General features: G+C 40.2%; 18 protein-coding genes, 1 tRNA gene and 2 pseudogenes. 10 read left to right on the top strand and 11 right to left on the bottom strand.

Features of this window, described 5'->3' with window-relative positions; genetic code table 11:
- Nucleotides 1-61: 61 nt before the first annotated feature.
- Both L650_RS0106625 and L650_RS0106620 read left to right on the top strand, forming a co-directional pair.
- Nucleotides 62-1,371, top strand: a pseudogene (locus tag L650_RS0106625) (adenylosuccinate synthase).
- Between the two features lie 112 nt (nt 1,372-1,483).
- The gene (locus tag L650_RS0106620; RefSeq protein WP_029772606.1) at nt 1,484-2,122 is read left to right on the top strand and encodes a tetratricopeptide repeat protein; all 639 of its coding nucleotides are present in this window, start codon (nt 1,484-1,486) and stop codon (nt 2,120-2,122) included.
- Between the two features lie 81 nt (nt 2,123-2,203).
- Here L650_RS0106620 and L650_RS0106615 read toward each other — a convergent pair whose 3' ends face one another.
- Nucleotides 2,204-4,054: a cation:proton antiporter gene (locus L650_RS0106615; protein WP_029772605.1), complete on the bottom strand. Its 1,851-nt coding sequence runs from the start codon at nt 4,052-4,054 to the stop codon at nt 2,204-2,206.
- A gap of 851 nt (nt 4,055-4,905) precedes the next feature.
- Here L650_RS0106615 and proB point away from each other — a divergent pair.
- Nucleotides 4,906-6,012 carry a glutamate 5-kinase gene (gene proB, locus L650_RS0106610; RefSeq protein WP_004587658.1) on the top strand — a complete coding sequence of 369 codons (1,107 nt, stop codon included), beginning with the start codon at nt 4,906-4,908 and terminating at the stop codon, nt 6,010-6,012.
- Nucleotides 6,009-7,256 (top strand): glutamate-5-semialdehyde dehydrogenase, encoded by a 1,248-nt coding sequence (locus L650_RS0106605; protein WP_029772604.1) that lies wholly within the window; start codon nt 6,009-6,011, stop codon nt 7,254-7,256. The genes proB and L650_RS0106605 overlap by 4 nt, the downstream gene beginning before the upstream one ends.
- A gap of 45 nt (nt 7,257-7,301) precedes the next feature.
- Here L650_RS0106605 and L650_RS0106600 read toward each other — a convergent pair whose 3' ends face one another.
- From L650_RS0106600 to L650_RS0106585, 4 genes are all read right to left on the bottom strand, one after another.
- Nucleotides 7,302-9,527 (bottom strand): EAL domain-containing protein, encoded by a 2,226-nt coding sequence (locus tag L650_RS0106600; RefSeq protein ID WP_029772603.1) that lies wholly within the window; start codon nt 9,525-9,527, stop codon nt 7,302-7,304.
- 57 nt (nt 9,528-9,584) lie between these two features.
- A complete protein-coding gene (locus L650_RS0106595; RefSeq protein ID WP_029772602.1) occupies nt 9,585-12,803 on the bottom strand; it encodes an ATP-binding protein in 3,219 nt (1,072 codons plus the stop codon).
- Nucleotides 12,803-14,065: a PotD/PotF family extracellular solute-binding protein gene (locus tag L650_RS0106590; RefSeq protein ID WP_024031466.1), complete on the bottom strand. Its 1,263-nt coding sequence runs from the start codon at nt 14,063-14,065 to the stop codon at nt 12,803-12,805. The genes L650_RS0106595 and L650_RS0106590 overlap by 1 nt, the downstream gene beginning before the upstream one ends.
- Nucleotides 14,066-14,219: 154 nt before the next feature.
- Nucleotides 14,220-14,295, bottom strand: a tRNA-Ala gene (locus L650_RS0106585).
- Between the two features lie 164 nt (nt 14,296-14,459).
- Between L650_RS0106585 and L650_RS0106580 the strand changes: the two are divergent.
- Nucleotides 14,460-14,845, top strand: a pseudogene (locus L650_RS0106580) (hypothetical protein).
- Nucleotide 14,846: 1 nt separating this feature from the next.
- Entirely contained in the window at nt 14,847-15,347 is a 501-nt protein-coding gene (locus L650_RS0106575; protein WP_029772601.1) for a prolyl-tRNA synthetase associated domain-containing protein, read from the top strand.
- Here the strand turns inward: L650_RS0106575 and L650_RS0106570 are convergent.
- Complete coding sequence (locus tag L650_RS0106570) at nt 15,314-16,459, bottom strand: MFS transporter (RefSeq protein ID WP_029772600.1); 1,146 nt, start codon at nt 16,457-16,459, stop codon at nt 15,314-15,316. The two genes, L650_RS0106575 and L650_RS0106570, sit on opposite strands and share 34 nt — an antisense overlap.
- Nucleotides 16,460-16,658: 199 nt before the next feature.
- On the opposite strand from L650_RS0106570, the gene L650_RS0106565 reads away from it, so the two are divergent.
- The 4 genes from L650_RS0106565 (at nt 16,659) to L650_RS0106550 (ending at nt 19,817) form a co-directional block, all read left to right on the top strand.
- Nucleotides 16,659-17,198 (top strand): DUF2058 domain-containing protein, encoded by a 540-nt coding sequence (locus L650_RS0106565; protein ID WP_029772599.1) that lies wholly within the window; start codon nt 16,659-16,661, stop codon nt 17,196-17,198.
- Between the two features lie 160 nt (nt 17,199-17,358).
- A complete protein-coding gene (locus tag L650_RS0106560; RefSeq protein WP_004587649.1) occupies nt 17,359-17,682 on the top strand; it encodes a c-type cytochrome in 324 nt (107 codons plus the stop codon).
- 166 nt (nt 17,683-17,848) lie between these two features.
- On the top strand, nt 17,849-18,616 hold the full coding sequence (locus L650_RS0106555; RefSeq protein WP_029772598.1) for a class II aldolase/adducin family protein: 768 nt from the start codon (nt 17,849-17,851) through the stop codon (nt 18,614-18,616).
- A 25-nt stretch (nt 18,617-18,641) separates the two neighbouring features.
- Nucleotides 18,642-19,817 carry a mandelate racemase/muconate lactonizing enzyme family protein gene (locus L650_RS0106550; RefSeq protein WP_004587647.1) on the top strand — a complete coding sequence of 392 codons (1,176 nt, stop codon included), beginning with the start codon at nt 18,642-18,644 and terminating at the stop codon, nt 19,815-19,817.
- Between the two features lie 140 nt (nt 19,818-19,957).
- On the opposite strand, the gene L650_RS0106545 is transcribed toward L650_RS0106550, so the two are convergent.
- From L650_RS0106545 to L650_RS0106525, 5 genes are all read right to left on the bottom strand, one after another.
- Nucleotides 19,958-20,329: a hypothetical protein gene (locus L650_RS0106545; RefSeq protein WP_029772597.1), complete on the bottom strand. Its 372-nt coding sequence runs from the start codon at nt 20,327-20,329 to the stop codon at nt 19,958-19,960.
- Between the two features lie 46 nt (nt 20,330-20,375).
- Complete coding sequence (locus L650_RS0106540; RefSeq protein ID WP_029772596.1) at nt 20,376-21,218, bottom strand: amidohydrolase family protein; 843 nt, start codon at nt 21,216-21,218, stop codon at nt 20,376-20,378.
- A gap of 10 nt (nt 21,219-21,228) precedes the next feature.
- Nucleotides 21,229-21,957 carry an SDR family NAD(P)-dependent oxidoreductase gene (locus tag L650_RS0106535; RefSeq protein WP_029772595.1) on the bottom strand — a complete coding sequence of 243 codons (729 nt, stop codon included), beginning with the start codon at nt 21,955-21,957 and terminating at the stop codon, nt 21,229-21,231.
- A 26-nt stretch (nt 21,958-21,983) separates the two neighbouring features.
- Nucleotides 21,984-22,472, bottom strand: a complete 489-nt coding sequence (locus tag L650_RS0106530; protein ID WP_024031457.1) for a peptidylprolyl isomerase — start codon at nt 22,470-22,472, stop codon at nt 21,984-21,986.
- Between the two features lie 67 nt (nt 22,473-22,539).
- Nucleotides 22,540-23,351: LysM peptidoglycan-binding domain-containing protein (locus tag L650_RS0106525; protein WP_128081046.1), on the bottom strand; the 812-nt coding region annotated here is incomplete at its 5' end.

Raw genomic sequence — 23,351 nt, 5'->3', positions numbered from 1 at the left:
GTGATCTTTACTTCCGTTTTCTGGTAAAATCTCGTCCTAATTTTCTCGAAGTGAATTTACAATGGGTAAAAACGTTGTTGTATTAGGCACCCAATGGGGTGACGAAGGTAAGGGTAAGGTTGTTGATCTCCTTACAGACAAAGCATCTTTAGTAGTTCGATACCAAGGTGGCCACAATGCGGGTCATACTTTAGTTATTGACGGTGAAAAGACAGTTCTACACCTTATTCCATCGGGTGTATTACGTGACAATGTTAAATGTGTGATTGGTAATGGTGTGGTTTTATCACCAGAAGCGCTAATGAAAGAAATTGGCATGTTAGAAGAGCGTGGCGTACCTGTACGTGAGCGTCTTTTAATTAGTGAAGCATGTCCGTTAATTCTGCCTTTCCATGTTGCATTAGATGTAGCTCGCGAAACTGCTCNGACAAGCCAATTGGTACAACTGGCCGTGGTATCGGTCCTGCGTACGAAGATAAAGTAGCCCGTCGCGGTTTGCGTGTAGGTGACTTATTCAATCCAGAATTATTCGCAGCTAAACTAAAAGAAGTACTTGAATACCATAACTTCACTTTAGTTAATTACTACAAAGTAGATGCTGTTGATTTCCAAAAAACGTTTGATGATGCAATGGCTGTTGCAGACATCTTAAAAGCAATGGTTGTTGATGTAACTGAGCTTTTAGATCAAACACGTTTAGCGGGCGAACACATTTTATTTGAAGGTGCGCAAGGTACATTACTTGATATCGATCACGGTACTTACCCTTATGTAACCTCTTCAAACACCACGGCTGGTGGCGTTGCGACTGGTGCTGGTTTTGGTCCATTAAACCTTGACTATGTGTTAGGTATTATTAAAGCGTACACTACACGTGTTGGTTCTGGTCCTTTCCCTACAGAGCTTTACGATGGCCTTGAAAAACAAGACCCAGTGGGTAAGCACTTAGGTGATAAAGGTCATGAGTTTGGCGCGACAACAGGTCGTTTACGCCGTACTGGTTGGTTAGATGCTGTGGCAATGCGCCGCGCAGTTCAAATCAACAGCATCTCTGGTTTTTGTTTAACTAAGTTAGATGTTTTAGATGGTTTAGAAACGCTTAAAATCTGTACTGGTTACCAGCTTGAAGATGGCACAGTGACTAATGTAACGCCATTAGCTGCTGAGGGTTACGAGAAAGTAACACCAGTATATGAAGAGATGCCAGGTTGGTCTGAAAACACAGTTGGTGTAACTAGCCTTGAAGGCTTACCAAAAGCTGCGATTGACTACATCAAGCGTATCGAAGAAATCACAGGTGTACCTGTTGATATTATTTCTACCGGCCCAGATCGTGTAGAAACAATGGTACTTCGCAACCCGTTTGCTTAATCACCATTAGTTTAAAAAAAAGCTGCTTTTTGCAGCTTTTTTTATGCCTAAAATTCACCTTGGAACGATCTTTGTATATTATTTGATAAGTTTTATTTTATACGTGGTAAACATGCGCCTATCTACCTGTAACACTTTTCTAGCGTCTTTGCTCACTCCGTTACTTTTATCTATAAGTAGCAATGTGTTAGCTGAAGAAACGCCCGCTGCGGTGCCGCTTTATACCGAACCGGAGCTGATTGCACTAATAAATAAAAATACACATTTGCAGCGTGTAAAGGCAGATGATTGCCAATTAGTACAAGATATAGAGGCAAGGGCCAATAAAATGGCGCTGCCATCTTACCAATTTTTATATGGCGATATGCTGGCATATAACGTGTGTGTTGAACGCAATGTGGAATTAGGTGTGTACTACATGCGTAAGGCGGCTGAACAAGGCTTAGCGGCTGCATTAGAGCAGCTTGGACGTTATTACGACACGGGTCGCTTAGTGCAGCAAGATAAAGCGATGGCCATTACCTACTTACGAGAGGCCTCAGCGCAAGGGAACTTAAAAGCACAGCTAAGGCTGGTTAAGCTTTTTAATGCAGGCTACGGAAGCCCACGTGACTTTGAAGATGCGTATCGCTGGTTATTCAATGCCATGGTGGCAGATAAAGCAACCCATAAAAAAATTGAGCGTGCGCTTAGCTTACTCGCTAAAAAAATGCCCGATAGTGTTGTTGCCCGCGCCCGATTACCCATGTAAGTGCCGATAATGCACGCTATTTTTATAAAATAAAAAAGCCCTAATATTTAATTAGGGCTTTTTTGCAATAACTGGAAGAGGTTAGCTCTCTTCTTTATTTTTTGTTTTAGCGGGGTCTTTTAACACCGACATTTTTGGCGGTTGAAGTGCAAATATACGCTCGCCCTCCTGCGGTGGCTTTTCCATATTACTGGTAAATGGGCGAAGCTTTACTGGCGTATCGTCGTCGTTGTCTTTATCACCTTTTAAAATAAACAACGGGATCGCTTCAGGGTTCATCTCTTGGTATTTTTCCCAATCAAATTCTTCTGAAATACGCGTCGCACTTACTTTACCGCCTTTAGCAATAATACTGCTTAGGCGAGCGTAAGAGCCATCTTCACCAAACAAAATTTGTCTAGATAGGAATGTTGCACTGTCTTTGTTCGCTTTAGCATGCGATGTAGATGAGCGCAGTGAAAATACATTTTTTTCATTCAACAAGTGAGAAAAATATTGTACACCAAGCGCATTATGGTGGCGGTTTGGTGAAAGTGCTAATACCGTTCTTATTGTTGTGAGCGGCAAGTAACGCTCAGCATGCTCTGATTGTGGGTTACCATAATAACAGGCAAGGCCGTCCATACGAGCCATTTTACAGTTCTCCCATGCGGGGTCTGATAGATGAACAGGAATGCTTTGCTCTTGTAAGCCTTTACCTATAGCGCGAGATACATGGTTTGCACCAATAATCAGTATGGTATTTGGAGAAGGTTGGCGCACGCCCAATAACTTAGCAACAGGAATAGCAGTTAAGCTTTGCAATACCACAGTGATGATAATAACGGTAAATATTAACGGCACCATTTTTTCTGCATCAGCTACGCCAGCTTCCATCATACTTAGCGCAAATACCGAGCCAACAGCAGCTGCAACAATACCTCTAGGGGCTATCCACGATAGCACCAAGCGCGATTTCATTGGCAAGTCAGTACCAAAAGTAGATATGGCAATACACAATGGACGCGCTATAAATAACACCACTGCAAGGAATATAAATACGTCGCTGTCTAACATCATCAAGTCAGAAAGCTGTAGCCGTGCAGCAAGTAAAATAAACAGTGATGATATTAAAATCATCGATAAGTCTTCTTTAAACTCAAGTACAGAATCGATTTCTAAATCATTTTGATTAGCAAGCCAAATACCAAATACGGTAACAGCTAATAATCCCGATTCGTGACTTAAGTGATTAGATACCGAAAAGCTAATAAGCACCAAGGCAAGTATGCCAAATTTATGTAGTTCAAACGGTAGCCATTCACGGCGCATAAGCTGTGTGGTGATCCAGCCCGCAACAACACCGATAGAAAGCCCTACGCCGACTGTTTTAACAAGTGCAATAATAGTGTGGCTAAGCACTTCTCCTTGGCCTACCAGCATGACTGCTTCAAATACAAGCACAGCAAAAAGAGCACCGATTGGGTCAATTACAATGCCTTCCCATCGTAATATACGGTCAATATCTTGTGTTGGGCGCATCGAATTAAGTAAAGGGGCGATTACCGTAGGCCCTGTTACTACAAGTACTGCGCCTAATACTGCAGCCACCCGCCAGTTAAGCTCAAGTAACCAATAGGCACTTAAGCTTATTACCACACAGGTGGTGATCATGCCGATAGAGCACAGGTTACGTACGACCTTACTTATGCCTTTTAACTCTCTAAAGTGCAAAGTAAGGGAGCCTTCAAATAAAATGACAGCCACACTCAGTGACACAACAGGAAATAATAAATCACCCAGTAAAGCATCAGGGTCTAATACACCACTAAACGGCCCTAGCAATAAACCGGTAAGCAATAAGAACAAGATAGCGGGTACTTTAAACGCCCACGCTACCCATTGGGCAAGCACCGAACAAAGTGCGATACCGGCTATATAAATTGCTGACATAAATTAAGAATTCCTTATTTATCACAATGTGAAAAGTATAACTTTTGTTAAATATTAATACAGGGGTATACACGTGAAATGTTTAATTTGCTAATAAAATTTTAGCGCTTAATACAAAAATTGTAGGTTAAACTTATTGATTTATTTATAAAAATTGAATTAAAACTCAAAAATAAATATAACTCCTTGATTTTAAATGATTAACCGCTTAGAAGTCAGGCGTAGCTCTACATTAGAGTGATTTTTAGCCTTGATCTTACCCCTTGAAATGTCGTATTATGTTTAGAGTTCAAACAATTAGTCATCTAAATATAATTTTGCAAAATAACGGTATGTATTAATACTAGCGTCATATTTGCCCTGTAATAATAGATTTGTACGCTATTTTTACCATTAATTAGTAGCTATTGTATTATTGAATATCTTGGTATGGTTTTTTCAAACAAGTTTATTTAAGCAATTAAGTAAATAAATGTTTGAGTTGAACTATTACTTTCAATGTTTAGCTCCCATCGTGGCGGCTAAATCTCGGTCCTTAAGTCATCACCCTATCTGTTGGTGTATCTGACTTTAGAGGCTCTATGTATGTTGTTAACAAAAAGGCCGCACACAGCTTTTTACAGCGATACATAAACAACACTTTTTATTTTTATATTTAATAGACCTCCATTTAATTTGGTTGGTGCTGTTTCATGTCTTTACAAATCTAAAAGCAATTTTAGGTCGTGTATTTGCGTGCGTTTAAAAAGTGTATAAACAAACAACCTATTCGAAATTGCGTACTTTATACGCAATTACCTAGTTTTAGTTCACACTATGTGAATGCAGATAAAATGGAAAGTTGAGATTTTATGCAAAAGTTAAATTGGCGTCGTATTGTTTTAAAAGTAGGTAGTGCATTAATTGCTCCAGATCAAGATGGGTGCCGTTCACGCTACTTATTAACCATTGCGCAATTTATTGTTCGCTGTCGTGCTCGTGGTATTGAAGTTATTTTAGTATCTTCAGGCTCAGTAGCTGCAGGCTCACACTTATTCCCATCTGACATTCCACGTTCAGTTGTGATGAAAAAAGCGATGGCAGCAGCAGGTCAAACTGAAATGATGGCCATGTGGGATCGCTTTTTCGATTTTCCATCAGCGCAATTATTATTAACCCATGGTGATTTGCGTGACCGTGAGCGCTATGAAAGTATTCGCGAAACTATTTTTACTTTGTTAGAGCATGGTGTACTGCCTATCATTAACGAAAATGATGCTGTAACAACGGATGACTTAAAAGTAGGTGACAACGATAACTTATCGGCCATGGTAGCGGCGGCCGCTGATGCCGATGCATTAATGATTTTTTCTGATGTAGATGGGCTGTATGATAAAAACCCAAATTTGCACGACGATGCAGTTTTACTGCCTGAAATAAAATCAATTGATGAGTCTATTTATGCTATGGCAGGATGTGCTACAAGCTCTGTAGGAACCGGTGGCATGAAAACCAAAATTGAAGCTGCCGAAAAAGCAACGTCTCACGGTATTGCTACTTATATTATTAATGGCTTTAAAGAAGAAACCTTTAATAGATTATTGGCAGGTGACAACCCTGGTAGTGTTTTCCTTCCTTATGAAAAACCAATGCAAGAAGCTGTGCACTGGATGACGCATACAGCCAATGAGCAAGGTGAAGTAGTTGTAGATGGCTCGTTTGATGAGTCTCTTGAAGGTGAAAACGGTTGCATACGTGGCGACGAAATAATGGAAGTTCATGGTGAGTTTGCCATTGGCGATACCATTTTAGTTAGAAGCGAGGATGGCACACGTTTAGCAAAAGCCACCGCAAATTATAGTAGTTGCTTGTTAAGCTTTATTGCAGATAACGAGCAAAGTGAATTTAGCGAAAAAATGCAGGATTCTATTGGTCCTGTTATTTCAGAAAAAGATATCGCATTATTGGAGAAGTCATGAGTTTGATTACGGATATTTCACGCCAGGCAGCAAAAGCTGCAAACACACTTGCTTTACTCGACACCGAGACCAAAAACCAAGTGTTAACCGAAATGGCGGCAGCATTACGCGCAGAAAAAGCATTTATAATTAAAGAAAACGAAAGTGATTTAAGCGCAGCACGGGATAATAACTTAGCCGCTTCGATGATCGACCGCCTAACGCTTAACGAAGAGCGCATTGAAGCAATGGCAGAAGGTATTGAAGTTATTGTAAGTTTAGATGATCCTGTCGGTCAGCTACGCGACATTGCAGAGCGCCCAAATGGCATTAAAATACGTAAAATGCGTGTGCCATTAGGTGTTGTATGTATGATTTACGAAGCGCGTCCTAATGTAACTGCGGATGCAGGCGCATTGTGTTTTAAATCGGGTAATGGTGTTATTTTACGCGGCGGTAAAGAAGCCCTTAAAAGCTCGCAAGCCATTGCGAGTGTAATGCACGGTGTACTTGAAAAACATAACTTACCTAAAGCACTGATCTCAGTTATTCCTGATCCAGACCGTGCATTGCTTATGGAGCTAATGCAGCAACGCGAAAGTATTGATTTAATCATCCCACGTGGTGGCGAAGGCTTAATTAACTTTGTTACAGAAAACAGTACTATTCCTGTTATTCAGCACTTTAAAGGGGTGTGTCATTTATACGTAGATAAAGATGCCGACTTAGAGGTTGCACTTAATTTACTATTAAATGGTAAAACACAGCGCACAGGCGTATGTAATGCGCTTGAAGGGCTAGTGGTCCACCAAGACGTTGCTGATGAATTTTTAAATTTATGTGCCGTTGTATTGCGCCAAGAAGGTGTGAAAATTAATGCAGATGAGCAAGCCGCAAAATACTTCGATAATGCTACAGTACTTGCTGATAATGAATTTGGTGAAGAATACTTAGATTTAGAAATTGCTATTCGTGTAGTACCAAGCTTTAGTGCTGCTGTGGAGCATATTGCTCAATTTGGTTCAAACCACACTGAGGTTATTTGTACTAAAAACGATACTGCGGCTGAGCTTTTCCAACGCAGTGTTGATGCATCGGTAGTAATGGTAAATGCATCATCGCGTTTCTCAGATGGCTCGCAATTAGGGTTAGGTGCTGAAATTGGTATAGCTACAACTAAGCTACATGCTTATGGTCCTATGGGGCTTGAGTCACTTACAACTGAAAAGTATTTAGTTAATGGCGAAGGCCAAGTACGTAAGTAACGTACTTCACATATAAAAAACGCCGATTGTTTAATCGGCGTTTTTTTATGCGTTTTGCAAAGTATGGTTTAGTTTTTCTAACCAGCTTTCTAATGGCTCAGGCCGGTGCAGATGGTACCCTTGTAGGATAACCTCAGGGTACTCTTGTAATAAGTCAAAGTGCGATTGATTCTCAACTCCTTCCGCTACCACTTCTAATTGAAACAACCTGCCAAGGCTGACAATCATATCAATAATTAATTTATCGTTGTTATCAGTGGGGGCTTCAAGCACAAATGAGCGATCTATTTTTAGCTCATGAATAGGTAACTGTTTTAAGTAGGTTAAACTTGAGTAGCCCGTGCCAAAGTCATCTATTGATACACGTACGCCCAGCTTTTTAAGGTAGTGTACGGCTTCAATGGCCGCTTCCATATGATTAAGTAGCGTCCCCTCTATTATCTCAATGGTGAGTTGCTGAGGATTAATATCAACACTTTTAATTTGTTGGCTTATAAAGTTTAAAAATCGCGGTTCATGAAAATGTCGACCGCTAATATTTACCGAAATATTCAAACTTGGGTGGCTGTATTTAAGCTTGGTAAGTAAATTAAGTGCATTAGTCGTAACCCAGCAGTCTAATTCAAAAATAACATCAGATTCTTCAGCTATTGATATAAATTCACATGGGCTTATAAAGCCTTTTTGAGGGTGATTCCAGCGCAGCAGTATTTCTGCGCCTTTTAACGTTTGCTTACTATCAAATTGCGACTGCAAGAATATGGATAGCTCATTTTGAGGAATGGCTTTTCTTAAGTCTTGTTCAATTTCAAAACGTCGTTTAGCTTGCTCGCCAAATGTAGTATCAAAAAATGTAACTCTGTTTCCGCCTTTTTCTTTGGCTTTATAGCAGGCTGCTTCACAATTTCTGATTGTCTCAATAGCACTTTCCCATACATCGTCTCGCGGGAAAATATAAGTGCCTATACTAATTGTTAAGCTAACCTCTTGCCCATCAACGTCAAAAGGGCGGTTGACTGCGTTTAAAAGCTCTTGCGCTTTGTTTTCGGCGATTGATTGCGCACGTGTACGCCCAATTCCTTTATCTACGCTACATAAGGCGGCAAATTCATCACTGCCTAAGCGTGCGATAATATCTTTTTTATCTACATTGGCATGAATACGCTGAGCAAGCTCCTTTAAAATATTATCGCCTGCTAAAAGCCCTAAGCCATCATTAATAGAGTGGAAGCTATCAATGTCGATAATATAAATATAGGCATATGTTTTATCGCTACTGCAATCTTGTAGTTGTTGTTCTAACTGTTTTAAAAAGCCATTACGATTAGGTAGCTTTGTAAGCTCATCATGCCAAGTTAGGTAATCTATGCGCTCTTGCGTTACCTTTACGCTTGAAATATCACTAAAAACGCCAATGTAGTGAATGTTGGTGTCTTGCTCGCTTTTTACCATGCTAAGTGTTAATAGCTCAGGGTATAGCTCGCCATTTTTTCTTCGGGTTACAAGTTCACCGCTCCAGTAGCCCGCTTCGTTAGCGTGCTTCCATACTTCATCAAAGCTAATACTTGGGTGATTATTTTGTTTTATCTCTTTTAAATCCATTTCCAACGATTCAGCTTCGCAATAGCCGGTAATTCTACAAAATGATGGATTAACAGCGATAATCTTGCCATCGCTATTAGTAATTACAACACCATCGGCGGTACTAGTAAGTGCCTGGTAAAATAACTTTTGCTTAGATGACAGCTGCTTTAGCTCTTCCTCGCGTTGGCTTAACTCTTTTGCAAGGGCTTCTATTTCGAGTAATTTGTCGTGTAAGTCAAAGTTTTTTTCGATAAGTCTGTCTAGCATGCCTTGTGCAGTAATGTGCGTACGTATGCGCGCTCTAACCAAAGCTAACTTGTAAGGTTTATGGATATAATCAATGGCGCCCATTGCAAAGCCTTTCTCTTCAGACTCTACTTCAGTAAGTGCGGTGACAAAAATGATGGGAATGCCTTTGGTATTTTGCTTTGCTTTTAATCTTTTACATACTTCATAGCCATCCATGCCTGGCATCATAATATCGAGTAAAATTAAATCTGGGCGTGTGGATTCAACAAATACAAGCGCTTGTTCACCACTTGTTGAAATGCGTACATCGTAGTCTGCAAGTAGGCCCTCAACTAATACATGTAGGTTGCTAGGTTCATCATCAACAATGAGTATCAAAGGCTTTCGCGGTTGAGTTACTGCAGGTTGATTGTTGCCAGCTAGAAAGGTTGAATGCACACTAAATCCTTATTCTTTAATTACCCCTTAAAGTTAGTTTATAGTTGCCATAATTGTCTAGTTTTTATAGTTATTTCTGTATTTATCAATAAGTTTAATCACTAAAGCGTAGTTAAAGTTATCTATTGCCTCTTTTAGCTTGAATAATGGATGGGAATGAGCGAATTTTTGAAGCGCAATTTCTCTAACTAATTTACTAGGAATAGGACGGGCAGATAACGCTAAAGAATAGATTTCATCAATTAATGTATCTGGATTTTGCCCAGAGCTTATAGCTTCTGGCTGATGATTATAAGAGTTTGTTACCAGTAGCTGTCTTACTGCATAAAGTGCTAAGGTCAATTGTTCTTTAAAAACACTAAGATCGGTGCATGCGTTACTGCTCAGTTCTAACTCTGCTTTTTTAGCGCTTTGCTCTAGTAGCTCTAACCCTAGGGTGCCGGCTAAGCCTTTTAAGTTATGCATCGCTCTAGCTAATGTTTTATGCTCATTATTTTTCAAGTGCTTTACAGCTACCTCCATAAAGTGGCTGTAATCGGTATTAAACTTAGTGAATATTGAATTAATGAGTTCATTATTATCTTCAAGATTAGACCGTGCTACATCGAGGTTTAATGTACTTAACGTATGGGTTTTTGTTAGATGCTTTTCTATGCTGTCACAAAGCAGACCAAATAATAACGGCTTGACTAAATAGTCATCCATGCCTGCTCGAATGGCGGCTTTTTTATCATTAGAAAATACAGCTGCAGTTACAGCAACAATAGGCGTTGTATAACCCCTTTGACGCAGTATACGTGTCGCTTCTAGGCCATCCATCACTGGCATTTGAATATCCATAAAAATAATATCAATCGTGTTTTCTTCTACTTTAATGAGTGCTTCCTCGCCATTACTTGCAGAGATAACAGTCATATTCATTTTAGTTAATAGTGCTTCAAGAATCTCTTGGTTTACAGGGTTATCATCTACTGCAAGTGCGGTGTAACCGGTAAACTGTGGGTAAGACTCTCCTTCTTTAAGCTGTGTTGAGTCGGGCAATAATAAACGCATTAACTGAGAATCAGTGTGAGTATTACCTATTGTTATAATATCAATATGATCGCTATCGGGGACTGCCTGCGGATGCTCTTGATCGTTAATGAGTAAAATAAGCAGTAGTTTGTGTTTATTTTTTTGTTTTTGTAAGTACAGTTGCTGCAAAATAAAATTATCTTTTAGTTCTTTGTGTGACAACGTCATGATCACAATATTAAAAGGGTTACTCGGTTGAGACATTTTTGCAATTGCACGTAGCGGCTCTTGGGTAATTTCTGCAGTAATATCAGCGCTACTTAATAACTTAGTGAGTGATTTTATTTGCTCAGTATCGGGAGTAATTAGTAAGGCATGCTTTTTAAGCGTTTCTTTGCTTGTCATTTTAAACGGTAGTGTAAAATAAAACTCACTCCCGACGTGGGGTGTGCTGCGTACTTGTATTTCGCCGCCTAGTAACTTGGTTAGTTGCTTACAAATAGTTAAACCTAATCCGGTGCCGCCATACTTACGTGTTGTACTGGAATCGCCTTGGTAGAACGAGTCAAAAATTGAGGCGGTTTGCTCTGGCGTCATGCCTATACCTGTATCTTTAATACCAAAGCGTAACTGTATTTGCTGCTCATCTTGTGTTGTGGCTTCAATTGTTACTGTTACTTCACCGCGCTCTGTAAATTTAATGGCATTACCTACACAGTTATTAATAACTTGACTCAAGTGCAGTGGATCGCCCATCAGCTCAAGCCCTGCATCAACATGCAATACAAAATTAAGGCGCAACCCTTTTTGTTTCGCATTTACCGAAAATAAATTTTTTACATTAGAAACCACGGTATGCAAAGTAAAAGGGATTGATTCAAGCTTTACTTTGTCAGACTCAAGCTTTGAAAAGTCGAGTACGTTATTAAGTATTTGCAGTAAGTTTTGAGCGCTTGAAAACGCTTTATCTGCATAGTGTTTTTGTTTTGCTGGAAGAGCGCTGCTTTGTAATAGCTGCAGCATGCCTAAAATACCGTTCATTGGAGTGCGAAGCTCATGGCTCATATTAGCTACAAAGTCACCTTTCGCTTGGTTGGCATTTTTTGCTTGGGTGATGGCAACTGTAAGCTCTTTATTCATTAATTCCATTTTAGAATTAAGCGCTTGGGTTTCTGCTAGTAGCTCTTTTGTTTGTTTGTTTTTTAAATACAGCGCATTAGCCGCGGTAATAACCGAGTTAATTTCATTTTGATGATGCTCATCACTATTTAGTGTTACTTGCTTTTCATTACTCATATCATTTAACAGCTTAGTTAATTTCGCAATGGGCTTAATGACAGAGTTAAATATAAAAAAGGTAATTACTATTATGATAACAGTGATCAGCGCGGCAAAAAGGTTGGCCATTTCGGTACTTTTTAATACGTGGTCTCTTAGCTGCTGCTCGGTCTGGGTGAGCTTTTGCTTCTCTACATCCCTAATTTTTTCGGCTAGGTAAAGCAGCTCGTTTTCTATTCCTGTTAAAACTACATTTATCGAAAACGTGTAGCTACGGGTTAAAATAACTAATTGGCTATACGCTTGCTCAAGCTCGTCAGTATTATTAAGTAGGTTAACATTAGCGGTTTCAATACTCGCCAGTAGGGTATTTAAGTGTGCTAGGTTATCTTGCACATTTTGTGCTTCATCATAATTTGGCTTGTGTAAATAATTGGTTGTTGCTTGTTCTATATTGCTAATAGTTAAAAGGGTATTCACTATTTTATTTTGCTTGCTGGTTAGCGTGTTTTTTTTAAGCTCATTAAGTTGTGCTTTTAGCGCTTCAATAGGTTGTTTGAACTGTGTAATGTACAGCTGCTCTCGTTTAGTTCTGTTAACGACTACGCGATTAAATGTATCTTGGTAATTATTTAAGTACTCGTTAAGGCGTTTTATATTGTTTTGATAGTTTTCATCATACTCATTTAAATGTGTACTTAGCGTATCTAAATCCATTTTTGCAGCATTTAAGTGCACATTAAACTTTTCAATGGTATTGCTATTAGCATGATCTAGATAAGCAATAGCTTGGCTTTGTAAAGAAATCACATCGTTTTCTAAACGGGTAACGGACTCGCTTTGTAATAAAGCTTTGTGCTGCGCATTTTGCAGCTCAAAAAGTGATTTTTGCGAATAATTGAATAGGTAACTTTGCAAAATTAATAAAGTAATTAATACGCATAGGGCAATTATTATTTTTGATTTTATTGAACGGGTTATCATTATCTGCTTATTAACTCATACCATTTTTGCAAGCTGTAATCGTAAGTCGGCATAACGCTATTCCAAACAGCTACATTGCTTAAGCGTTTTAAATAGCTACCACCATTTCGCTGCTCGCCGGCTTTTACTGCGACTTGTTTTTGGGTGTTTAGTAAGTCAACCGTAGTGGGCTTGCCTAAGTACCAGTAATCCCATTCACTTGGTGAAAGCATTGCTTTTGAGCGCTGTGGATTACTAATGTAATACCCTTGGCGAGCAATAAATGCGCCGGCCCAACCCGAAAGCCACCAGTTCATGTAATCGTATGCGGCATCTTTTTGGTTATTATTAACCTGTGACGATAAGCACATTACCCCATGCCAGCCACGATAGCCCTCTTTTGGGGCGGCAAATCGCACGTTAACATTTTGGCTATTGAGCGCGGCCACAGCGGGGGAAAACATACTTTCTATGTGCACGCGTTGGCTTTTCATAAATTCAACAGACTCTGGCACCGAGTTCCAATAACCTGCAAAATGCCCTTGGCGTTTATAGTCAATTAAAATACTAAATAAACGGTCAAGCTCGGAGCGAGTAATCGCACCAATATCTTTAAATGTTATTAACCCTTTGCTTTGTGCTGCCAAGGCAAGGTCAAATAAGCCAATTGTGGGTGCATTTACAATACCTACTTTACCTCGGTGGGCATCATCAAGTAACCAGCCCCAGCTTTCAGTTTCGTAGGCAATACCAGGTTTTATTTTGGCGGTGTTATAGCCAAAAGAGTCAACATTATGTACATAAGGTAAAAAGCTAATGTAATCGCTTTCGTTTGCGCTTAGTGTGCCGTCCTCTTGTACGTTGAGTAATTTATAAGGGGCGTCGCCTGCACCTAATTTTGCATCGGGAGTGAGTTTCCCTGTTTTGGTAAGAGAATTTATTTCATTAAAGTAGGTTAGCCGTTTTTTTTCTATGGGCTGAATAGACCCCGCCCGCCAAAGCACATTTATACTGTTTGACCATTGCTCATATAAATCAAATGAGCCAGGGTCCATGGAGGCTTTTTGTAATACGGCAGCACTACCTGCAGGGGAAAATTCTATATTTATGCCTAAATCAAGCATTGCTTGTTTACGAATGGCTTCTTGTAGCGTTACATGTGTTCCTAAGACTCTTAGGGTTACTTTTTTTCGGGCAAACACATATGGTACATGCGTAACTACGCCGGCGGTTAAACCGATGACTGCGAGCTTTTTTAATGTGGTGCGTTTAGGGGTATCCATTGTTTAAGCCAAAAGTATCACTGCTACAGATGAGATAATTTATAGCCAACAAAGACTAAACAAACAAGGAATGAGCAAATATAAAAGTTATTGTGTAGAAGATAAAAGAATAATAAGACGATGAAAAATAGGAAGTAATAGAAGAGTAGGAAAGTGGTGGAGCTAAGCAGGATCGAACTGCTGACCTCCTGCGTGCAAGGCAGGCGCTCTCCCAGCTGAGCTATAGCCCCACATTCCTAAATTACATAGTTGTAATTACTTGGCTGCTGAGTTCCAAGCGGGGTGAACTTTAAATATTTTTATAAATTTGGTCAAGTATTTTTTAGCAATATTTAACTGTTATCGTTTATTTTTGATAGACTCGAGAAAAATACCTCGCGAAACGACAAAAACAATGAAAAAAAGTATTTGTATACTTGCTTTGCTACTTGCAGGGTGTGCCAGTAATGAAGCGCCTCCTTATGAAATAAATAACAAGCAGTTTTATGAGAACCTGGATGAGCAAGGTAACAAAATATTTGCTTATGTTGTATCGGTAAAGGCTGAGCATCGCAGTAACATAAACTTAAATAACGGCGGGNGAGCCGCTCTGATGTAAAACGTTACATAGAACAAGAACACTTCGAAGACTCTAGTGTGTTAAAACTTAAGCTTGAGGATGAAGCCGTCAGGTTTTTAAACGAAACCCTCAGTGAAAATAACTATTGTGAAAATAAACACGAAATTACACAAGTACTATGGCGTGACTTAAGTGTGCAGCTAAGAGGGCGTTGTTTGTAGTATGTTGGCCGATAAAGAAAAGCTTGCGCAGTTGTTAGCGCAATTAGGTATAAATTACGATGTAATAGAACACCCTGCGTTACATACCAGTTTAGATGCTGATGCATTTATGGTGGAGCGCCCAGGTACGCGACTTAAAAACTTGTTTTTGCGTGATAACGAGGGCAAAAAGCACTTTTTAGTAATTACCGCACACGACAAACAGCTCGATTTAAAAACCCTATCTAAGCAACAGGGGCTTTCTCGGTTGGGGTTTGCCTCTAGCGAGCGGTTAGCACGTTATTTAAAAGTGGCGCCCGGGTGTGTGTCTATGCTTGCTTTAGCAAACGATAAACAAAGCAATGTTACTTTGTGGCTTGATCAAGATATTTGGTTTAACGAGCTGTTTCATTGTCACCCGTTTGAAAACACTCAAACTTGGCTGCTTTCAAAAAATGATTTAAATACCTTTTTTGAGCATACAGGGCATCAGCCTCGGGTAATGTTTTTACCTTCTCGATAGCCTAAAGTGACTAAGACTAAACCAATAAAACACACACTCAGTAAGCAAAGCATAAATGCAGTTTGCCCTGAGTGTTGATAAACAATACCTGGCAATAACGAGCCCAGCGCCCCACCACTATAATAAAACGATACATACCCGCCATTTGTTACACTTGCAGGCGCTTTGCTAATCTTGTTAACAAGCGGAGCAGCGCTTGAGTGTATAACAAACATAGCAGCACAAAATAACGTAAACGCGATTAAAAACACACTCAGTTGCTGGCTTATAAGTAATACAATGCTTAAGTTATACACGATAAAAACCGCAGCAAGTAAATGCCAAGCTGAAGGCACTTTTTTAGCAAGCCAAGGTGTTGCAATAGATGCTAAAGCACCGATTAAGTAGCCGCTGTACACTAAGCCAATATCGCGTGTGTTTGTAATTAAAAAGGTGTTTTGCAAAATAAACGGTAGGTAATTTAATAAGGCTGCAAAGCAAAAAAACATACAAAAAACGGCGCCATACAATTTTAGTACTGCCGCATCTTTTAGCTGCTTAATATACGTTAACGGCGTAAGTGCTGACTGATTAGATACCACAAAGCCCGTGGGCTTTATACTTATAGCCAGGCCAATAAGCACAATCGAAATAACATAATAAAAACTTTGCCAATGCCATACATCACTAAATAAAGCGGCCAATACTCGGCCAAAGTAGCCCCCAGCTATGGTACTGCCTATGTATAAGGTCATATTTTTTTGTAAGGCATCTGCGCTGTAACGTATACCAATAAAGCTTGTCATCGCGGTAAGCGCGGCAGGTAAGGTTAAGCCTTGTATAAAACGCACCAAAAGTAATAGCTCAAAACTTGGCGCTACTGTAAACAGTATGCAGCTCACTCCTAAAATAAACATAGCAATACGTAAAATAATAAGCGGGTTTTGCTTGGCTAAAAATAGCCCATAAACCAAAGGCGCAATTGCTAAAGGCAGCATGGTTACGCTCATTAAGCTGCCGGCAAGCGCAGGGGGAACGTTAAATTCGCTAGCAAATAAGCTCAATAAAGGCTGAGGTGCGTACAGCACAAAAAATATAAACACCGAGCAAATAAGTAAGTGAGCAAAACGCATTGTAGGGCTTAAAACATAAGCTGATAAGTTAGCCAAAGTATATGAAAAATGGCTTATATTTCATAGGTTAAATCATTAACAATTGCGCTAAATCAAAGTGTATATTCAGCCCTTTGCTAGATTAATGCTAATAGCACTGTTATTTGTACTCGTTGGTGATTAAAATAAACCTAATATAAGTTTTTAGTGGAACAAAGCCATGGGTTCATTACAAGACCAATTGCTGCAAGCAGGGTTAACAACATCGCACAAAGCTAAAGTTGCTAAGTCAGAAAAACGTAAGCAACAAAAAAAGCAAAAAAAAGGGGCTACCAGTAACCCAAGCGATCTGCAAAAGCACATACAGCAAACTAAATTAGAGCAGCAAAAAAAGGCTGAAGAACTTAACCAGTCGCGCCATGAAGAGCTTAAGCAACGTGAGCAAGTTGCTCGTGTTAAGCAAATACTTGAGCATCATAACCAAGACTCTATCCGCGGTGAGCGTACCTTTAATTTTACTTACGATAACAAAGTAAAAGGGATAGACGTAAACGAGAAAACTCAAAAAGCGTTATCGGGTGGTCGTTTAGCTATTTGTGTACTGGAAGGGCAGTTTTACGTACTCGATGATGAGCCGGCGCGTAAAGTCGCAGAAGTTGATGAAAAGTACATTGTTTTTCATGTTGAACCTGAAAACAAACCAAAAGATGAAGACGACCCATATGCAGACTTTGAAGTACCAGATGATTTAGTATGGTAAGTGTCTGTTCAGTATTGTTTGCTAAAGTTAACAACAATGGCTGAAAACTTAGTCATGTTTGTTTGATCGCCTAACGTAAATTGATACGTATGCTTTTTACTAGATTGTTTACTACAATCAATAGACTATTTTCTAACCGTCAAAAAGAAGAGTGAATATAATGAGCAAGATGAAAGCACTAATAGTAGGCGCGGGTATTAGTTTAGCCGCAAGTTTTTCGTTTAACGCCGCCGCTGCTGATGGCGAAGCCCTTTACACCCAAAAAATGTGTCAAACATGTCACGGTGCAGAAGGTAAAGCACCTATTATGGGCGCATACCCTAAAATTAATGGTCAAAACAAAGACTATTTAGTGGCCCAAATGAAAGATATTAAATCGGGCGCGCGTAGCAATGGTATGACTGCCGCAATGAAAGCAATGGTTGCAACGGTAACGGACGAAGAGTTTGAAGCAATTGCTGACTACCTTTCAAAGGTAAAATAATGCACCGCGTTTAAAAACGTATTATCGTTTTAAATTAAAGCGCAGCGTAAACAGCCACACAATTGTGTGGCTGTTTTGTTTGTGTTTGCTATAAAATTAATACTGCTTTAGACTTCTAAACATCTATTCGTACTTGTGTTGTTGTACGTATTTTAAAAGGCTGATTATGATTGATTTACCCCAACTAGATTTAAAAAATAAAGTGTCGGAGCAAGAGTGGCAATTGCGCGTAGATTTAGCAGCTTGCTACCGATTAGTAGAGCATTTTCGTTGGGGGGATTTAATATACACGCATTTATCGGCACGTTTACCTGGCACTGAACACTACCTTGTAAATGCGTTTGGCTTAACGTTTGACGAAGTAACTGCATCAAACTTAGTAAAGGTTGATTTGCACGGCAATATTATTGACGACACCCCCTTTAGCATTAACCCAGCTGGTTTTACTATCCATAGCGCAATTCACGAAGTGCGTGAAGATGCTCATTGCGTTATTCACTTACATACTAAAGAAACCATTGCCGTTGCTACACAAAAAAATGGCCTATTGCCACTAAGCCAATACTCTATGTTTTCGCTCCCTTCGCTGTCGTACCATGGCTATGAAGGGCTGGCTGTAAATGATGACGAGCGCAAAGTATTACAAGATGATTTAGGCAATACCAATCATATGCTATTGGTAAATCATGGTGGCTTAACCGTAGGTCCAACCGTAGGCGATGCCTTTATGCGTTTTTATGACTTGCAACGTGCCTGCGAAATTCAGCTTGCATTACAAGCCAGCTCACAAGAGGTTATTCCGGTGCCGCAGCCAATTATCGACAATATTTATAACCAAGCTAATGTGGTACATAGCGGCAGCACAGGTGGGCAATTAGCGTGGCCTGCCATGTTACGAAAAGCGTACCGACTTGATCCCAGTTTTGCACAATAGCCTGCGTGGCTAATAAGGAATTTTAATGAAAGTAAATCGCGTAGAAGTATTTGATATTCATTGCCCAGAGCGTCCAGCCTGGACGCCGGTTTTTGTACGTATTCATACCGATGAAGGTATTAGTGGTGTAGGTGAGGCTGGTTTGGCTTACGATTTAGGCCACAGCGCAGCAGCAGCAATGATAAAAGAAATGGCTGATGCTTTTTTAATTGGGCACGACCCGTTTCAAACCGAAAAGTTATGGTCGCGTATGTTACGCGAAAGCTTTTGGGGTTTAGGTGGCGGCCCTGTTGTTTATGCAGCAATGAGCGCCATAGATACAGCACTTTGGGATATAAAAGGTAAAGCACTTGGTTTACCGGTATACCAATTACTGGGCGGCAAAGTAAACGATAAGCTACGTACTTATGCATCGCAGCTACAGTTTGATTGGGACAGCGAATTTAAAGCGTTAGTACAACCGCAAGAATACGCAGAAGCGGCGTTAAAAGCGATTGGCGAAGGTTATGATGCAGTAAAAGTTGACCCTATCCAATACGATAAAGACGGCAATACGTATTACGACCGTACTAAAATAATTTCTCGTGGTGAAATGAAGCTATACCGTGCTCGTATGCAAGCTATACGTGAAGCAGTTGGTGATGAAGTGGATATTATTTTTGAGTGCCACAGCTTACCTGGCGCGACCTCTGCTATACAAATTGGTGAAATAGCCGAAGAGTTTGATTGCATGTACTACGAGGAGCCAGTTAACTACTTAAACCATTCTTTACATGCAAAAGTAGCAGATAAAGTGGCAGTGCCAATTGCAGGCGGTGAGCGTTTATACAACCGCTGGGGTGTGCGTCCTTATTTAGAAGATCAAAGCATTGATGTACTACAACCCGATATCGGTTTATGTGGTGGCTTTACTGAAACTAAAAAAGTATGTGACTACGCCGATATTTTTGATGTGCGTATTCAGGCGCATGTATGTGGCGGGCCTGTTGCTACAGCTGCATCGCTTCATTTAGAAACCGCTATTCCTAACTTTTTGATTCATGAGCATCATACTTATGCCATTAAAAAGTGGAACCGAGAGCTGTGCTTACAAGATCCACAACCAAAAAATGGCTTTTTTGAAGTATCAGAAGAGCCAGGCTTAGGCATTGAATTAAATGATGAGATTGTTATGCGCTCGCAGCGTGTAGAAATTAAATAATTAAAGCTTTATTTAAAGAGTGTTATTTAAATACTATTGTTTAAAAGTAAAAGCCGGTAAGTGATAACTCACTTATCGGCCTTTTTATAGCTGTGTTTATCTAATACCGATGAGCAATACCACTTGAATAGTTAGCGGGTTTAATTGGCAAGATTAATTGTACACGTAACGCCTTTTATCTCAGCGGTGGCTTTACTATCAAGGTGGCGTATATAGCAGCGATTATTGTTTATCATTAACTCAAATTGATCGGGAAAGTTAAGCTGTTGATTGGCTGTTATATCGCTACGGTTTGTGTTTTTAAGAGTAAAGGTACTGGTGTGAATAAAGATATCGTCAGCAAGCGTTACGTTTTTTATATGCATTAAGCGCTCTATAACACGCTCTACCGCTTGGCTATTTGGCTCGGTAAGTAAGGCATGATGCAGCTTAGGAGTAGGCTGCGTGTTAGATGCGCAACCACTTAAAATAGTTAAGATGCCAAGGGCTGATAATTGCGAGTGTAATGTCATAGTCATTGCCGCATTTACGTAAGTGGTTAAATTTAATATAGCTTAACTAGGGCATGTTATAAAAATGCTTAGCATTTGCGTAGCTAAGGTTGTGCCATATTTTATTTGATTTACACAAAGCTTGATGGCTATGCCAAACATCATTATAGCTTGCGTTAATTTGGCAAACCGGAAAGTTACTCGCAAACATAATGCGCTGCTCGCCAAAGTACGAGAGCATAGTTTCAAAACAATCTTGTTGCTGTTGTAAATTCAACGCTAAAAGCTCAAAACCCGAAAACTTAATCGCTATATTATTGTGCGCACTTAGCATGCGAATGCTTTGCTGCCAGTTATTAATATTATTAGGTAGGCCGCTATGGTTTATTATTATTTTTAGCTGAGGCAGCGCCTTAGCGTAACGAGCAAGCTGAGCGGCTATTGCAGTATTTTCAAGCTCAAACTGGGCTTCATAATACAGCCCTTGCAGGCAAAGGGTTTGCAAATTACTAAAGCACACTGGGTTTAATAATCGCTGTGCGTTTGCGCCTTCGGTGATATCCCGTATGCCTATTAAATGCGGGTGGGCAAGGGCGTTTATTGCTTTTGCAAATTGCACAGGTGCGCAATCTAACTGAGCGTAACTAATGGCTTTAAAGGGAAGCTTTTTTAAATGCGCCGTTAGCCAATTAAGTTCGTTAATGGGGGCGTTGTTATCAAAACCAGCCTCTACATGTACTATGCCGGCGAGGGTAAAGTCGCTGCTCTCTAGTAGCTCTTTTTCGCTAATAGGTTGTTTTATTAACTCTAAATTTGGCCATGCTGGTGGGTTTTCGCCTTGCAGCCAAGTATATTGCCCCTCGGCAAGGTTAAAAAAATGCACGTGGGGGTCAATAATTTTCAGGCTCATCCGCATGTGCTCATTGTGTGGTATATCCGCCATCAATATTTTGTAGGCTACCGGTTATAAAGCTTGCATCATCACTTGCTAAAAAGCTAACTAACGCGGCAACTTCATCAGCTTGTCCTAAGCGGTTTAGCGGTTGAAGGCTTGCCTCTTCTGCCACTATATCGGCCTTGTTAGCCCCACTTTTTTTACAATAAGCATCTATCGCGTTATGAAATAGAGGGGTTTCTATTGTCCCTGGGCATACCGCATTCGCGCGAATATTAAATTGGGCGTAATCAAGTGCTGTAGTTTTTGCCATAGAAGCAAGAGCATGCTTTGTCAGGTTGTAGGCAAACGAGTTAGGTTTACCAATTATTGCCTGATCTGAGGCTATTAAAATAATGGCGCCATTGTTTTGCGCTTTCATGCTGGGTAGTACACTTTGTACAGCCGCATAGGCCCCTTTAACGTTCAATGCAAATAATGCATCGAAAGTATGCTCATCGGTATCCTCAATGCTAGCACTGAGGTGTTTACCAGCGTTAGAAACAAGTACATCTATGCGTGAGCTTTGTTTACAAATGGCCGTAATACAGGCTTTTACAGCACTAACATTACTCACATCGCATTGGTGAAAAACCCCCAGCTCGCTGTACTCAATATCCAGATTGTGCACCGTGTAGCCATTTTCAATAAAGCGTTTTACAACCGCTAATCCAATGCCTTTTGTACCGCCTGTAACAATAGCAACCTTAGACATACTTGCTCCTAATTTAAGGTGTGTGATTAGTGAGAGTGACCACAGCCGCCTTCAGCGTGAACATGGCCATGCGAAATCTCTTCACTGGTTGCTTCACGAACCGATACCACTTCTAAATCAAACGTTAGCGTTTTGCCTGCAAACGGGTGGTTTAAATCGCAATCTGCATTAAAGCGGCCTACTTTAACTAATGTTACCTGGTGTTGGCCTTGGTTTGAGTGCACCATCGCAGTCATACCTGGTTTCCACACTTTTACGTCACCTTGTAGGTGCTTAAGCGGAATACGCTGAATTAAATCGTCAACGCGCTCACCGTATGACTCGCTAGGCTCAAGTGTTACGCTAAACTTATCGCCTGCGGCTTTGCCTTCAAGGGCTTTTTCTAAGCCAGGAAGCATGCCTTCGCTGCCATGAATATAGCTAAGAGGCGCGTGGTTTACACTGCTTTCTAGTTGCTCGCCCGCTTCGCTTAATGTGTAATGAAATTCAACTGCTGAATTTTTGCTAATTTGCATGCTTGTCTCTTTAAGTTTTTGACTAAGTTAAAAGCCGATTTTACGCGAAATACCGAGCTTTATAAACTCAGCGTGGTTGAATAAGTGATTTTTGTAGATCTTGCAGTAAATCTTGTTTTTGCTGCGGCTGTTTGGGTTTTTCTGCCTGGGGAATAAATAGCGTTAATTGCGTACCGGGCTTTAAAATGCTTGAGGCCCTTAAGTTGTTCCATTTAGCTAAATCACTGTGCGGCACTTCGTAAAGCTGACTAATGCTCCACAAGCTATCGCCTTGTTTTACTTCATAGTCTATTTCAAGAGTGGGGATCACGACTTCTTGTGGCTCTAAATAAGGACTAATTTGATAATCTATAGTGAGCGATTTTGGGAGCGTTTTAGGCTGTCCAACCAGCAGTTTTTCACCTATGCCTATCATATTATTTTGTTTGCCATTGAGCTGCTTTAACGCGCTTACCGACATGCTGAAGCGTCTTGCAATACTGTATAGCGTATCATTTTTTTTAACGATGTATTCGCCTGCAAAATTAGACTTAAAAAACTGACTTTTTAACAGTGCCTCTTGGCCGATAGGTAAAAGCAATGAGTGGGGACCATTAGGTGAGCTTTGATTTTTTAAATAGCCCTGGTTAAGCGCGTGCAACTGTTTTGAGCCAACCCCAGAGAGCTTAGCGATGACCGAAAAATCAAACTGTTGGCCCACATTCATTTGCGTTGTTATTGGTTTATTAGCCAGTTTAGGACGCTTAAAGCCTTTTTGCGGGTGCTTAACTAAGTAGCTTAGCGCTAACAGTTTAGGTACGTAGTCGGCCGTTTCTTTTGGCAGCTTTAGAGAAAAGTAATCGGTACTTTTACCGCGTTTTTTATTTCGCTCAATGGCTC

It is taken from the genome of Pseudoalteromonas sp. TB51 (assembly GCF_000498055.1).
GTDB lineage: Bacteria > Pseudomonadota > Gammaproteobacteria > Enterobacterales > Alteromonadaceae > Pseudoalteromonas > Pseudoalteromonas atlantica.
This window is presented reverse-complemented; position numbering and strand designations above follow the sequence as displayed.